The 12,721-nt window shown below is 70.9% G+C and carries 13 protein-coding genes; 12 read left to right on the forward strand and 1 reads right to left on the reverse strand.

The genetic code is table 11. From position 1 onward, the window contains the following. From ACGFNU_RS11175 to efeB, 4 genes are all read left to right on the forward strand, one after another. The gene (locus ACGFNU_RS11175) at positions 1–378 is read left to right on the forward strand and encodes a hypothetical protein (protein WP_392592379.1); all 378 of its coding nucleotides are present in this window, start codon (positions 1–3) and stop codon (positions 376–378) included. Positions 379–415: 37 nt separating this feature from the next. Next, the gene (locus ACGFNU_RS11180) at positions 416–877 is read left to right on the forward strand and encodes a YbjQ family protein (RefSeq protein ID WP_392592381.1); all 462 of its coding nucleotides are present in this window, start codon (positions 416–418) and stop codon (positions 875–877) included. 145 nt (positions 878–1,022) lie between these two features. Then, positions 1,023–2,162, forward strand: coding sequence for an iron uptake system protein EfeO (gene efeO / locus ACGFNU_RS11185; protein ID WP_392592383.1), 1,140 nt, complete (start codon positions 1,023–1,025; stop codon positions 2,160–2,162). After that, a complete protein-coding gene (efeB, locus tag ACGFNU_RS11190) occupies positions 2,159–3,433 on the forward strand; it encodes an iron uptake transporter deferrochelatase/peroxidase subunit (RefSeq protein WP_392592385.1) in 1,275 nt (424 codons plus the stop codon). The genes efeO and efeB overlap by 4 nt, the downstream gene beginning before the upstream one ends. Before the next feature lie 34 nt (positions 3,434–3,467). Here efeB and ACGFNU_RS11195 read toward each other — a convergent pair whose 3' ends face one another. Continuing rightward, positions 3,468–4,745: a molecular chaperone DnaJ gene (locus tag ACGFNU_RS11195; RefSeq protein WP_392592388.1), complete on the reverse strand. Its 1,278-nt coding sequence runs from the start codon at positions 4,743–4,745 to the stop codon at positions 3,468–3,470. Positions 4,746–4,960: 215 nt separating this feature from the next. Between ACGFNU_RS11195 and ACGFNU_RS11200 the strand changes: the two genes are divergently transcribed. From ACGFNU_RS11200 to ACGFNU_RS11235, 8 genes are all read left to right on the forward strand, one after another. Then, complete coding sequence (locus ACGFNU_RS11200) at positions 4,961–5,536, forward strand: TerD family protein (protein ID WP_392592390.1); 576 nt, start codon at positions 4,961–4,963, stop codon at positions 5,534–5,536. Between the two features lie 35 nt (positions 5,537–5,571). Continuing rightward, positions 5,572–6,150 carry a TerD family protein gene (locus ACGFNU_RS11205; protein WP_392592392.1) on the forward strand — a complete coding sequence of 193 codons (579 nt, stop codon included), beginning with the start codon at positions 5,572–5,574 and terminating at the stop codon, positions 6,148–6,150. A 46-nt stretch (positions 6,151–6,196) separates the two neighbouring features. After that, the gene (locus tag ACGFNU_RS11210) at positions 6,197–7,282 is read left to right on the forward strand and encodes a DUF475 domain-containing protein (RefSeq protein ID WP_392592394.1); all 1,086 of its coding nucleotides are present in this window, start codon (positions 6,197–6,199) and stop codon (positions 7,280–7,282) included. A gap of 85 nt (positions 7,283–7,367) precedes the next feature. Next, positions 7,368–7,949, forward strand: coding sequence for a TerD family protein (locus tag ACGFNU_RS11215; protein WP_392592396.1), 582 nt, complete (start codon positions 7,368–7,370; stop codon positions 7,947–7,949). A gap of 177 nt (positions 7,950–8,126) precedes the next feature. After that, the gene (locus ACGFNU_RS11220) at positions 8,127–9,284 is read left to right on the forward strand and encodes an HpcH/HpaI aldolase/citrate lyase family protein (protein ID WP_392592398.1); all 1,158 of its coding nucleotides are present in this window, start codon (positions 8,127–8,129) and stop codon (positions 9,282–9,284) included. Next, a complete protein-coding gene (locus ACGFNU_RS11225; protein ID WP_392592400.1) occupies positions 9,281–10,660 on the forward strand; it encodes a phosphoribosyltransferase family protein in 1,380 nt (459 codons plus the stop codon). Before ACGFNU_RS11220 ends, ACGFNU_RS11225 begins: the two co-directional genes overlap by 4 nt. After that, positions 10,657–11,823 carry a cysteine protease StiP family protein gene (locus tag ACGFNU_RS11230; RefSeq protein ID WP_392592402.1) on the forward strand — a complete coding sequence of 389 codons (1,167 nt, stop codon included), beginning with the start codon at positions 10,657–10,659 and terminating at the stop codon, positions 11,821–11,823. Before ACGFNU_RS11225 ends, ACGFNU_RS11230 begins: the two co-directional genes overlap by 4 nt. Next, positions 11,820–12,656, forward strand: coding sequence for an HAD family hydrolase (locus tag ACGFNU_RS11235; protein WP_392592404.1), 837 nt, complete (start codon positions 11,820–11,822; stop codon positions 12,654–12,656). The genes ACGFNU_RS11230 and ACGFNU_RS11235 overlap by 4 nt, the downstream gene beginning before the upstream one ends. Positions 12,657–12,721: the final 65 nt, after the last annotated feature.

Raw genomic sequence — 12,721 nt, forward strand, 5'->3', positions numbered from 1 at the left:
ATGACCGCTGACTCCGCGCACGCGACCCGGAAGGCCCCCTCGATCGACGGACGGCGGTTCCGTGCCGTCGCCGACGTGGCCGGGGGCGAGATCGTGCCCGAGACGCTCTTCACCTACCACGAGAGCGACGGCGAGATCTGGGCCGAGTACGCGGGAGGCGCGATCCGGCGCGGCCATCTCGTCGGCACCCGTACGGGCGACATGCTCGACTTCCGCTACAGCCAGCTCAACGCGGAAGGCGAGACCAACAACGGGCATTGCGCGTCCGCCATCTCGGTCCTGCCCGACGGACGGCTTCGGCTGGACGAGACGTGGGAGTGGGAGTCCAAGCCCGGTTCCGGGGTCAGCGCGGTGGAAGAAGTAGCGGAAGGGTTCTGACGTCACATTTCCGACGTAGTTCCATTACCGTTGAAGCATGCTGATCGTGACGACAGACGGGCTGGCGGGGTACGACATCCGTTCCGTGCTCGGCGAGGTCCTCGGGGTGGCCGTCCAGACCGATCAGAGCCGGCCGGTGGGGCAGTCGTCGAGCAGTGCGACGTTCCGCGTGACGGGCGAGCAGCCGGGCGCAGGCCTGGCGGCGACCCGCCGGGAGGCCGTCGACCGGCTCGCCCAAGAGGCTCATCGCAAGGGCGCCAACGCCGTGGTGGGGATGTGCTTCGACACCGCGCAGCTGGCCGGGGGAGGCCATGAGGTCTGCGCGTACGGCACCGCCGTGTGGGCCGAGCCGGCGAAGGCCGCCGCGGCCCAGCCGCAGTCCGGCACCATGCCGCAGCAGGCCGGCCAGGGCGGCAAGCCGTACCCGGACCCGCAGCCGGGCGGCCCGCCCATGGCGGCGCGCAATCTGACCATCGGTCTGCACGACCGCCCCCGCTGACCGCGCCCCCGCGGACCGCTCTTGATCTTCCCAGGTGGGAGTGGCGGGGGTCACCGGTGTCGGCAGGACGTCCGGCTTGACTAACTGAGGTTAGCATTAGCTAATTTAGGCGAGCCTTACCGAGTCCTTGCCACTGGAGACCTTGATGCGTCCTGCCCACGCGCTCGCTTTCGCGGGCGTCACCGCCCTGTCGATGTCCGTTCTCACGGCGTGCGGCGGTGACGACAAGGCGGACGCCGGCTCCGGGGACTCCATCGCGGTGACCGCGACCGACTCGTCCTGTGAGGTCGCCAAGAAGGAGCTGGCCGCGGGCAAGCTCACGTTCAAGATCACCAACAAGGGCGGCAAGGTCAACGAGTTCGAGCTGATCAAGCCGGACGGCAAGATCCTCTCCGAGCGGGAGAACATCGGCCCCGGCACCACGGTCGACTTCGTGGTCAACCTGCCCGCCGGCACCTACACGGCGCTGTGCAGCGCGGGCCAGACAGGCAAGGGCCCGTCCCAGCAGGTCACCGTGACCGGCGCGGCCGGGGGCGGCGGCGCCGACGCGCGGCTCACCAAGGCCGCCGCCGACTACAAGGCGTTCGTCATCGAGCGGCTCGACGCCACCATCGCCAAGACCAACGAGTTCGTGGCGGCGGTCAAGGCGAACGACGTCGCCAAGGCCAAGTCGCTGTACGCGCCGTCCCGCGTCGGCTGGGAGACCATCGAGCCGGTCGCCGAGAAGTTCGGTGACATCGACCCCAAGGTGGACGCCCGCGAGGCCGACCTGACCGCGGCCGAGCGCAAGGACTGGTCCGGCTGGCACGTCCTGGAGAAGGCGCTCTGGAAGGACGACTCGGTCAAGGGCAAGGGCCGGTACGGCGACCAGCTCCTCAAGGACCTCGCCCTCCTGAAGTCGCGCCTGCCCGGCCTCACCATCGACCCGGTCAACGACATGGCCGCCGGCGCCAAGGAACTCCTGGACGAGGTCGCCACCGGCAAGGTCACCGGCGAGGAGGAGGCCTTCAGCCACACCGACCTGGTCGACTTCCGGGCCAACGTCGACGGCGCCCAGAAGATCTACGAGCTGCTCAAGCCGGTCGTCCAGGAGAAGGACGCCACGCTGGCCAAGTCCCTGGACGACAACTTCGCCGCGGTGCAGAAGCTGCTGAAGAAGTACGAGAAGGGCGACGGCTACGTCTCGTACGACACGGTCGGCAAGGCCGACCGTAAGGAGCTCGCCGACGCCGTCAACGCGCTGGGCGAGCCGCTGTCCAAGCTTGGGGGAGTGGTGGCCAAGTGACAGATGCCAAGACGACAGACGCCCAGCCGAACGAAGCGGAATCGCGGGAGAGACTGTCCCGGCGCCGGATGCTGGGGTTCTCCGGCGCGAGCCTGCTCGCCGGGGCCGCCGCCGGGGCGGGGCTCGACCGGATGGCGGCCGCCTCCACCGAGAACGAGCCGGCCACCGTCGCCGCCATTCCCTTCCACGGCGCCAACCAGGCCGGGATCGCCACCCCCGTCCAGGACCGGCTCCACTTCGCCGCGTTCGACGTCATCACCGATGACCGCGCCAAGGTCGTCCAGCTCCTCAAGGACTGGACCGCCGCGGCGGCGGCCATGACGCAGGGGCACGCGGTCGGCGAGGGCGCGGTCAGCAAGGTCGCCGTCGCGCCGCCGGACGACACCGGCGAGGCGCTCGGCCTGCCCGCCTCGCGGCTCACGCTCACCATCGGGTTCGGGCCGACCCTGTTCGAGAAGGACGGCAAGGATCGCTTCGGCATCAAGGCCAAGCGGCCCGCGGCCCTGGTCGATCTGCCGCACTTCCCGGGCGACAAGCTCGACCCCGACCGCAGCGGCGGCGACATCGCCGTGCAGGCGTGCGCCGACGACCCGCAGGTCGCCGTGCACGCGATCCGCAACCTGGCGCGCATCGGCTTCGGCGTGGTGTCCGTGCGGTGGTCGCAGCTCGGGTTCGGCAAGACCTCCTCCACCACACCGGACGCGCAGACCCCGCGCAACCTCATGGGCTTCAAGGACGGCACCGAGAACATCGCCGGCACCGACACCGCCCTGCTCGGCAAGCACGTCTGGGCGACGGCGGCGGACGGCGCCGCCTGGATGGCCGGCGGCTCCTACCTGGTGGCCCGCCGGATCCGGATGCACATCGAGACCTGGGACCGCACCTCGCTGCGCGAGCAGGAGGAGATCATCGGCCGGGACAAGCTGGAGGGCGCGCCGATCGGCCGCACCAAGGAACGCGAGAAGGTCATCCTCGCCAAGATGAAGCCCGACGCCCATGTCCTGCTGGCACACCCGCAGACCAACAAGGGCGTCCGCATCCTCCGCCGGGGCTACTCGTTCACCGACGGCAGCGACGGCCTCGGCCGCCTGGACGCCGGCCTGTTCTTCATCGCCTTCCAGCGGGATCCCCGGACCGGCTTCATCCCCGTCCAGACGTCCCTGGCGACCGACGCCCTGAACGAGTACATCCAGCACGTGGGCTCCGGCATCTACGCCTGCCCGCCTGGCGTCAAGCAGGGCGGTTACTGGGGCGAGACCCTGTTCACCTAGAGGGTTCACCTAGAGGGTTCACCTAGAGGCGGGGTCAGCCGCCCGTGGCGCGTTCGGCGCGGATGCGGGCCACGACGTCACCGGCGGCGGTCTTGATGGCCTCCAGCTCCTGGAGGTACGCCCAGTAGTCGGGATGGGCGCCCGTGAGCCGCTTGGGCGCCGCTTCGAGCCGTTCGACGAGGCCGTCCAGCACTCGCGCGTGCCGCGGCGCGGGCCCGCCCGGCTGGGCGATCGCGAGCTTCTGGGCGTCGCGCACGACGAACCGGGCCGCCTCGGCGGGCGCCGCCGGGTCGGTGCGGACGGCGTCCAGCTCCGTCACCCGCCCGGTGACCTGGCCGGCCCTGCGGTCGGCCGCGTTCAGCTCGGTACGGGCGGCGGTCAGGGCCTGCTGCGCCTGCTTCCACTCGTTGCGCGACAGGAGCGCGGACGCCTCGTTGAGCCGTTCGCGGGCGCGCGTCACACCGCCGTCGATCGCCTCGGGCGCGCCCTTGAGGTCTTGCCAGCAGGCCTGCGAGTAACCGACGAGCAGCTTTTTCATGGCTTGGCGCACCGGCTCGACGCGTCCGGCCACCACGTCCACGCGCGTACGGACCGACGCCAGCGAGTTGCGCACCTTCTCGCCCAGGAGCGGCAGCTCCTCGGCCGCCTCCCGCGCGCCGGCGGCGATCCGGGCCACCTCGTCGGCCTTGTCCATCGCGCCGGACAGTCCGAGCCCGCCGAGCCCCTGGGAGCCGAGCACCGTCAGGCCCTCCTTGGCCTTGGCGAGCTCGGCCTCCGGCTCAGAGGCGTCCATTCCCGCCTTCTGGGCGGCGGCGATGGCCGCGTCGGCGGCGGCCACGGCCTCGCGGGCGGCGGCCAGCCGGGGCGGCAGCCGGTCGAGCGCCGTCTCCAGCCGCGCCATCTGCGGCGCCAGCCGCTCGGCGAAGTGGTCGAGATCACCTGTGATCTTGCGCAGCCGGCCGCCGACGGCCAGGAAGGCGCGGCGCGCGGCGTCGTACTCGGGGACCGAACGGTCGGCGGAGTCGAGGTCATGGGCGTCGACGACGTCGATGTAACCGATGGACGCGGCGTCGGCGGAGCCGTTCAGGCGGTCGAGATCCCTGCGGGCGGCGGCACCGGCGGCCTGGTCGAGGTCGGTCAGGACGGTGACCCGGCCGTCCAGGTACTTTTGGGCCTGGTCCATGTCGTAGAAGGCCGCGGCGGCGTCCTGCTTGGCCTCGACGGCCGCGGCGCGGGCCTCCGCCTCGCGCCCGGCCCCCCGGCCACGGCGGCGCTGATCGCCCGGTCCCCGCAACGCTGCCTCCTCGTCCATCGTGCTCGCTCTAGTCTCGCTCAGGCCGCCCGCCGAGTTCACCTCTACGGGCCGGTCGATTGCCCTTTCTCCGGCGGATGTGGCCGACTCTCTGCGGATGTGACCGATGTCTACAGGTCTGATCGGTCTTGTGGGAACGGATAGCATCACTTCCAGCGTCTTTATTGCGAGGCGCCACGCGGCGCCGTCGTGCGGCAAGCGATCTTGGAGGCACTGTGGGTGTCAGTCTCAGCAAGGGCGGCAACGTCTCCCTCACCAAGCAGGCCCCGGGGCTGACCGCGGTGACCGTGGGTCTCGGCTGGGACCTGCGCACCACCACCGGCACCGACTTCGACCTCGACGCGTCCGCGCTGATCCTGGACGCCGGCGGCAAGATCGTCTCGGACCAGCACTTCGTGTTCTTCAACAACCTGCGCACGCCCGAGGGCGGTGTCGAGCACACCGGCGACAACACCACCGGCGCGGGCGAGGGCGACGACGAGCAGATCAAGGTCAACTTCGGCGTCATGCCGCCGCAGGCCGAGCGCGTCGCGTTCGCGGTGTCGATCTATGACGCCGACACCCGCAGCCAGAACTTCGGCCAGGTGCGCAACGCGTTCATCCGCGTGGTCAACCAGGCCGACAACTCCGAGCTCGCCCGGTACGACCTCACCGAGGACGCCTCCACCGAGACGGCGATGGTGTTCGGCGAGCTCTATCGCAACGGTGCCGAGTGGAAGTTCCGGGCCGTCGGACAGGGGTACGCCTCGGGTCTGGCCGGCATCGCGATGGACTTCGGCGTCAACATCTGAGAGAGCCGACGAGAGAGCCAAGGAGCAGCGCGATCATGGGAGTATCGCTCGCCAAGGGCGGCAACGTCTCGCTGACGAAGGCCGCACCCGACCTCACCGCCGTCTCGGTCGGGCTCGGCTGGGACGTGCGCGCCACCACCGGCGCGGACTTCGACCTGGACGCCTCGGCGCTGCTGCTCGACAGCGGCGGCAAGGTCCTCTCGGACCAGCATTTCGTGTTCTTCAACAACCTGCGCAGCCCGGACGGCTCGGTCGAGCACACCGGCGACAACCTGACCGGCGAGGGCGAGGGCGACGACGAGGTCGTGAACGTCGACCTGGCCAGGGTCCCGGCCGAGTGCGAACGGATCGTCTTCCCGGTGTCGATCTATGACGCCGACAACCGCGGCCAGAGCTTCGGGCAGGTGCGCAACGCCTTCATCCGCATCGTCAACCGGGCCGACAGCAACGAACTCGCGCGGTTCGACCTGACCGAGGACGCCTCGACCGAGACCGCCATGGTGTTCGGGGAGCTCTACCGGCACAGCGGTGAGTGGAAGTTCCGCGCCGTCGGCCAAGGGTACGCTTCAGGTCTGGCCGGCATCGCCATGGACTTCGGCGTGAACGTCGGTTGATCAGCGACGATCCGCGCCAGTCACCCCGCCTAGCAGAAAAACATCCATGATTCTTCGCACCTTCGGGTGGTCCTTCGGCGTCACCGCCGCCGGCCTGCTCGCCGCCTTCCTCTACGACGGCCCCGAGGCGCTCCTCCTGGTGGCCATCCTGGCCGTCCTGGAGATCTCGCTCTCGTTCGACAACGCCGTGGTCAACGCCAAGGTGCTCGACCGCATGTCGCCGTTCTGGCAGAAGATCTTCCTGACCGTCGGCATCGCGATCGCGGTGTTCGGCATGCGGCTGGTCTTCCCGCTGGGCATCGTCGCGGTCACCGCCGGGATGAGCCCGTTCGAGGCCTTCGACCTGGCGCTCAACGACGAGAAGGCCTACGCCCACGCCCTCGAGTCGGCCTACCCGATGATCGCCGCGTTCGGCGGGATGTTCCTGCTGATGCTCTTCCTCGACTTCGTCTTCGAGGAGCACGACCACCAGTGGCTGGCCTGGCTCGAGCGGCCGCTGGCCCGGATCGGCAAGCTCGACCAGCTCTCGGTCGTCATCGCGGGCACCGCGCTGGCCCTGGCGGGCGGCTACTTCGCCGACGACCCCGGCGAGGTGATGATCGCCGGCGTGCTCGGCATGATCACCTACATCCTGGTGAACGGGCTCGGTGAGCTCTTCGAGGGCGCGGGCGAGCTCGACGAGGACGACGAGAGCGTCAAGAAGGGCCCCAACGGGCTGGTCGTCGCCACCGGCAAGGCCGCGTTCTTCCTGTTCCTCTACCTGGAGGTCCTGGACGCCTCGTTCTCCTTCGACGGCGTGATCGGCGCGTTCGCGATCAGCACCAACCTGATCATCATCGCGCTGGGCCTGGGCATCGGCGCGATGTACATCCGGTCGCTGACGGTCTTCCTGGTGCGCAAGGGCACGCTGCACGAGTACGTCTACCTGGAGCACGGCGCGATGTGGGCGATCGGCGCCCTCGCGGCCTGCATGCTGGTCAGCATCGGCCACCACGTGCCCGAGTGGATCACCGGCGGGCTCGGCGCCGGCCTGATCATCGCCGCGTTCGTCAGCTCGATCGTCCGCAACCGCATCGACGACGCCGGCGGCCAGGCCGCGGCCGACAAGCAGCTGCACTCCACGGGCGTCTGAGACCGCACGGCGCCGGCCCGCCCGGACCGTTGACAGAAGACCAGCACCCCGCGTGTGACCCAACTCATCACCAAAGGAGCGGATGATGTCGATCTCACTGCAAAAGGGGCAGAAGGTCTCCCTGGCCAAGCCGGGCGGGGGCAGTCTCACGCGCGTCAAGATGGGCCTGGGCTGGGACGCGATCGCCAAGAAGGGCCTGTTCGGCAAGAAGGGCAAGGCCCAGTCGATCGACCTTGACGCGTCCTGCCTGCTCTTCGACGCCAGCGGCAACCTCGCCGACACGGTGTGGTTCCGCCAGTTGCGCAGCAAGGACGGCTCCGTGCTGCACACCGGCGACAACCTCACCGGGGCGGGCGAGGGTGACGACGAGGTGATCAACGTCGATCTGCAGGGCCTGCCGGCCAACATCACCCAGCTGGTGTTCACCGTCAACTCGTTCACCGGGCAGGACTTCTCGCAGATCGAGAACGCGTTCTGCCGGCTGGTGGACGAGGCGACGGGCCAGGAGCTCGCCCGCTACGACCTGAGCGGCTCCGGGCAGCACAACGCCCAGATCATGGCCAAGGTGTCGCGGGACGGGCAGGGCTGGTCGATGACCGCGATCGGCGCCATCGCCACCGGCCGCACGGTGCAGCATCTCGTCCCGGCGGTGACCCCCCACCTGTAGGCCCTCTGGTAGGCCACGCTCGCTCACCACTCCGTACAAACCGCGGCCGAAAAGCACCGACGGGCATCGATTGGTAGTCGTCGGTGTTTTTCGTATGACCGATTCGCGGTGTATCACCACATACCCTGGATATCGTGCCCGCGTGCGGGCCCGACGATGGGGAAGGACCCAGCGTGCATGCGGCACTTTGACCACATCGATACCGCCTACCGCAAACACCTGTTCTACCGGCAGCCCCGCCGTTTCGACCGGCACGCCGACCCCGAGGTGCTGGCGGTCGCGCTGGGCGCGACCCTCTACAGCCCGGCCACCCGGCGCAGCCTCGCCGACGACGTCGTCAAGGCCCACGGGCGCGGCGTGACCAGCATGGTCATCTGCCTGGAGGACGCGATCGGCGACGCCGACGTCGCCGCCGCCGAGGCCAACGTCGTCGAGCATCTGAGCCGCGTGCACGCCGGGGGCGCCGAGGCGCCGCTGCTGTTCGTCCGGGTCCGGACCCCCGAGCAGATCGGCGACCTGGTCGTCCGGCTCGGCGACGCGGCCGGCCTCGTCAGCGGGTTCGTACTGCCGAAGTTCACCGCGGCGAGCGGCGAGGCGTTCCTGGACGCGCTCGCCGAGACCGCCGAGCGCACCGGCCGGCGGCTGCTGGCGATGCCGGTGATCGAGAGCCGCGAGGCGGTCTACCGCGAGACCCGCGGCGAGCTGCTCCAGGACGTGGCGCTGCTCCTGGCCAAGCACCGGGACCGCGTCCTCGCCGTCCGGCTCGGCGCGACCGACATGTCCGCCGCGTACGGGCTGCGCCGCCCGCCCGACCTGACGATCTACGACATCCAGCCGGTGGCCGGCGTGATCGCCGACGTGGTCAACATCCTCGGCCGCGCCGACGGCACCGGCTTCGTGGTCACCGGCCCCGTCTGGGAGTACTTCTCGGCGGGCGAGCGCATGTTCAAGCCCCAGCTGCGGCAGTCGCCGTTCGACGCCCAGCGCGCCGCGCCGCTGCGCCAGCGGCTGATCACGTCCGACCTCGACGGGCTGATCCGTGAGGTCCATCTCGACAAGGCCAACGGGCTCACCGGCAAGACCGTCATCCATCCCAGCCATGTGGCGGCCGTGCACGCGCTCTCGGTGGTGACCCACGAGGAGTACTGCGACGCCGCCGACATCCTCGGCGTGTCCGGGGGCGGCGCGATGGCGAGCTCGTACGCGAACAAGATGAACGAGGCAGGGCCGCACCGTGCCTGGGCCGAGCGCCTCATGCTCCGCGCCCACGTCTTCGGGGTGGCGGCCGAGGACGTCACGTTCGTCGAGCTCCTCGACGCGGCGGGTGGCCGGTGAGCGCCGCTTCGTCCGCCGTCGAGGGCTGGGCCGGGGAATGGGTGTCGCGGCGGCTGGACGTGCGGCTGGCCGACGGCGAACGGCCGGCCGGGGTCGGCCTGAGCGACCTGGTGGGCCTGGCTGTGCGGCGTAACCCGAAGCGCGCGCACCTGCTCGTTTCGACGGTGCTCGGCAAGCACGTGCCGACCGATCCACGGCTGGTCCATGGGGCGGGTCTGCTGCTGGGCGATCTGGTGAGGGCGTGCCTGGACGGACGGCGGCCGGACGATCTGGACGGGCTGCTCGCGGAGGCGCTCAAGGGGCGTCCTGGGGCCGCCGCCGCGTTGCGGGATCGTCTGCGCGCGCCGCGTCCGCCGATGGACGCGGTGGTGCTGGGCTATGCCGAGACCGCCACCGCGCTCGGGCACTCGGTGGCCGACGCGCTCGGCGGGGCCTACTACCTGCACTCCACGCGGCGTCCGGTCGCCGGTTTCGCCACGTACGGCGGCTTCGAGGAGGAGCACAGCCACGCCACCAGCCACCTCCTGCTGCCGGCCGATCCGGCGGCGGCCGAGGCCGACGTCCCGATGGTGCTGGTGGACGACGAGCTGTCGACGGGCCGCACGGTGCTCAACACCATCCGCGCGCTCCATGCCGTCCGGCCACGGCATCACTACGTGCTCGCGGCGCTGGTGGATCTGCGCGGCGACGAAGATCGGGCGCGCGTTCGCGAGCTTGCCGGCGAGCTGGGCGTGCGCATCGACGCCGTCGCCCTCGCGAGTGGCCGGGTCGAGCTGCCGGACGACATTCTGGAGACCGGCCCGGCGCTGGTCGCCGACCTCGAATCCGTCCGGAGCGAGAAGCCTGAGCGGCGGCGGGCGACGCATACGGTCTCGCGGGCCGGCATCGGATGGCCGGAGGGATTGCCCGATGGGGGACGGCACGGCTTCACGCCTGAGCATCGGGAGCGCCTGGAGAAGGAGCTGCCCGCCATGGCGGCGCGTCTCGTTCCGGCGCTGGCGGGGCGCGGACGCGTTCTGGTCCTCGGGTTCGAGGAGCTGATGTACGCGCCGCTGCGGCTGGCTGAGGCGCTGGCGGACGCGCTCCCGGACGTGGCCGTGCGGTACTCGACGACGACGCGTTCACCGGTCCTCGCCGTGGACGATCCCGGCTACGCGATCCGGACGCGGCTGGCGTTCCCGGCCCACGACGACCCCGCGGACGGGCCGGGGGAGAGGTACGCCTACAACGTCGACGCGCGATTCGACGCGATCGTCCTCGTGATCGACGATGTCGCCGACACGGCGGCGCTGCGGGACGGGCTGCTGGCGGAGCTGAGCGCGCTGGCGCCGGTGACCGTCGTCGCCGTCCCCGCCTTCGGGGAGGGGCCGCTATGACCGGCGACGCGCTGCCCACGCCGCTCTACGGGCCTGACTTCGGCAGCTACGCGCGCGCGGACGTGGCGTGGCTGCTGAAGGATCTGTCGGACGTCCGGCTGGAGGCGCCCACCGAGGAACGCGAGGCCGCGATCCAGGCGGGCCGGGCCCACTACGCCGAGTCCCTGCCGGTCGAGTACCAGCCGGGGGAGGCCTACCAGCGGCTCTTCCACGAGGCCCTCGACGCGTCGGCCGAACGCCTCGCGTACGCGGTCGGCCTGATCTCGGAGCTGATCCTCGCGGCGCGCGGCCCCGACGCCGTGCTGGTCTCGCTCGCGCGGGCCGGAACGCCGGTCGGGGTGCTCGTACGGCGCTGGGCGCGGTTCGCGCACGGCCTCGACCTGCCGCACTACGCCGTCAGCATCGTGCGCGGGCGCGGCATCGACTCGGTGGCGCTGCGCTACCTGGCCGCGCACCACGACCCGGCGAACGTGATGTTCGTGGACGGCTGGACCGGCAAGGGCGCCATCACCCGCGAGCTCACCGCGGCGCTCGACGAGCATGCCGCCGTCTATCCTGGCCAGCGCTTCTCCGACGAGCTGGCGGTGCTGGCCGACCCGGGCCGGTGCACGCCGGTCTACGGCACCCGCGACGACTTCCTGATCCCGTCGGCATGCCTCAACTCGACGGTGTCCGGCCTGGTCAGCCGCACGGTGCTGAACGACGACCTGATCGGGCCCGGTGACTTCCACGGCGCCAAGTTCTACGCGGAGCTGGCGGGCTCGGATGTGTCGGAGCTGTTCCTCGACACGATCTGCGCGCGGTTCGGGGACGTCGCCGAGCGGGTGGCCAAGGACGCGCCCGATCTGCTCGCCGCCGACCGCGCGCCGGACTGGTCGGGCTGGGAGGCGGTGCGCCGGATCGGCCGCGAGCACGGCGTCGATGACCTCAACCTGATCAAACCCGGGGTGGGAGAGACCACCCGGGTGCTGCTGCGCCGCGTCCCGTGGAAGGTCCTGGTCAGGGCCGGCGCGGGAGAAGATCTGCGGCACATCCGGCTGCTGGCCGCCGAACGCGGCGTCCCCGTGCTGGAGGTGCCGGAGGTCTCAGGCGGACCGGGCGCGCTACCGTACGCCTGCGTCGGCTTGATCCACCCCCGCTTCGGTAAGGGAGCCGTTCAGTGACCCTGCTGGTCTGCTCGGACCTCGATCGCACCTTGATCTACTCGGCCGCGGCGATGGGGCTGGCAGGGCCCGACGCGGCGCTGCCCAGGCTGCTGTGCGTGGAGCTCTACCAGGCCGCGCCCCTCTCGTTCGTCACCGAGACGGCGGCGCGCGGGTTGGAGCTCCTCGCGGCCACTGCGACCTTCGTCCCGACGACGACGCGGACGCCCGAGCAGTACGCGCGCGTGCACCTGTTGGAGAAGCCGCCCGAGTACGCGATCTGCGCCAATGGCGGCCACATCCTCGTGGACGGCGTCGACGACCCCGAATGGTCCGCCCAGGTGCGCGCACGCGTCGCCGACGGCCGCGCGGGGCTCGACGAGGTGCACGACCACCTCGTCCGGGTCGGCGGCGACTTCGTGCTGAAGCTGCGCACCGCCGCCGGTCTCTTCGCGTACGCCGTCGTCGACCGGGCGGCGCTCCCGGCCGGCTGGATCGCCGACCTGACCGGCTGGTGCGCCGAACGCGGCTGGCGCACCTCGCTCCAGGGCCGCAAGGTCTACTGCCTGCCCGAGACGCTCACCAAGGCCGACGCGGCCGCGGAGGTGGCCCGCCGTACCGGCGCCGGCCGCACGCTCGCCGCCGGCGACTCGCTGCTGGACATCGAACTGCTCGAATTCGCCGACGCCGCGATCCGGCCCGCGCACGGCGAACTGCACGACACCGGCTGGAGTTCGCCCCGCACCGCCGTGACCGCCGCGGGCGGCATCGCCGCCGGTGAGGAGATCGTCGGCTGGCTCCTGGAACGCGCCGCCGCCGCGGAACCGGAGACAGTGCCGCCCGCTTTGGCGTGAACAATCACTGGCTTTCGGGTCAACATGAAGAGAAACGACAGCGCGTTAGGGGTCGTCGTAGGCGC

This window comes from Spirillospora sp. NPDC048911, from assembly GCF_043198015.1.
GTDB lineage: Bacteria > Actinomycetota > Actinomycetes > Streptosporangiales > Streptosporangiaceae > Spirillospora.

What these genes read in the sequence shown, in the direction of transcription:
- ACGFNU_RS11180 (WP_392592381.1), top strand. Translation starts at nt 416, where the DNA reads ATGCTGATCGTGACGACAGACGGGCTGGCGGGGTACGACATCCGTTCC.
- ACGFNU_RS11230 (WP_392592402.1), top strand. Translation starts at nt 10,657, where the DNA reads ATGACCGGCGACGCGCTGCCCACGCCGCTCTACGGGCCTGACTTCGGC.
- ACGFNU_RS11205 (WP_392592392.1), top strand. Translation starts at nt 5,572, where the DNA reads ATGGGAGTATCGCTCGCCAAGGGCGGCAACGTCTCGCTGACGAAGGCC.
- ACGFNU_RS11220 (WP_392592398.1), top strand. Translation starts at nt 8,127, where the DNA reads ATGCGGCACTTTGACCACATCGATACCGCCTACCGCAAACACCTGTTC.
- ACGFNU_RS11215 (WP_392592396.1), top strand. Translation starts at nt 7,368, where the DNA reads ATGTCGATCTCACTGCAAAAGGGGCAGAAGGTCTCCCTGGCCAAGCCG.
- ACGFNU_RS11175 (WP_392592379.1), top strand. Translation starts at nt 1, where the DNA reads ATGACCGCTGACTCCGCGCACGCGACCCGGAAGGCCCCCTCGATCGAC.
- efeO (WP_392592383.1), top strand. Translation starts at nt 1,023, where the DNA reads ATGCGTCCTGCCCACGCGCTCGCTTTCGCGGGCGTCACCGCCCTGTCG.
- ACGFNU_RS11210 (WP_392592394.1), top strand. Translation starts at nt 6,197, where the DNA reads ATGATTCTTCGCACCTTCGGGTGGTCCTTCGGCGTCACCGCCGCCGGC.
- ACGFNU_RS11195 (WP_392592388.1), bottom strand. Translation starts at nt 4,745, where the DNA reads ATGGACGAGGAGGCAGCGTTGCGGGGACCGGGCGATCAGCGCCGCCGT.